This is a genomic window from Aminobacter sp. P4_D5 (assembly GCF_056401815.1).
Map to the genome: position 1 here is coordinate 1 of NZ_JBFUIP010000485.1, position 907 is coordinate 907.

At 72.7% G+C, this 907-nt stretch carries 1 protein-coding gene; it reads left to right on the forward strand.

Features of this window, described 5'->3' with window-relative positions:
* A partial coding sequence (locus tag AC1DWF_RS32940) for a chorismate mutase (RefSeq protein WP_476842713.1) occupies nt 1-791 on the forward strand: 791 nt, incomplete at its 5' end.
* Between the last annotated feature and the right edge of the window lie 116 nt (nt 792-907).

Genomic DNA, 907 nt, shown 5'->3' on the forward strand with positions numbered 1-907 from the left:
CCGAAGCTCCGACCGCCAGCGAGACCGCCCCCGACGATCTGGCCGCCCTGCGCGCCGAGATCGACATGCTCGACGACGCCTTGCAGGACCTGCTGGTCCGCCGCGCCCAGGTGGTGCAGCGGCTGGCCTCGGGCGGCACCAAGCCGGCCGGCACGGTGCTGCGCCCCGGCCGCGAGGCCGCCATCCTCCGCCGCCTCCTTGGACGCCATGCCGGCCCCCTGCCGCGTGTCGCCCTGGTGCGTCTTTGGCGAGAGCTCTTCGCCACCTCCGTCGCCCAGCAGGGCAACTTCTCCATCGCCCTGCCGCCCGACCCGGCCCTGGCGCGGCTGGCCGCCGAGCATTTCGGCGCCAGCACCGCGCAGCGCCAGCATCCTTCGCTGCACGCTGCCCTGGCCGCCCTCGGCGGGCGGGATGCGAGCATCGCCATCCTCCCCTGGCCGCGCGAGAGCGACAAGAACGCCGAGGAATGGTGGGCGCATTTCGATCCGCATCACCTTTCGGTGATCGCGCGGCTGCCCTTCTACAGCGACCGCGAGCCGCCGCTGGAGGCCGCCGTCATCGGCCTGCACCCGGCCGACCCCTCCGGCCATGACGCGACCCTCCTGCGGCTGGAGGTGTCCGGCGAGCCCAGCCGCGCCTCGCTGGCGGCACTGTCCGGTTCGGGCCGTGTCGTCGCGATGCGACGGGAGGAGGGCTTCACCCGCGCGCTGATCGAGACCACGGGCGCCCCGCCGACCGACGCCGTCATCCTCGGGCGTTATGCGATCCCCGAGCGTGGAGCGAAGCCATGAACGTCCTGACTCCCCGCCCCTCCATCCTCTCGATCGAGCCCTATGTGGGCGGCGAGTCGAAGATCCCGGGTGTGAACCGGATCGTGAAGCTTTCCAGCAACGAGGGCGCCTTCGGG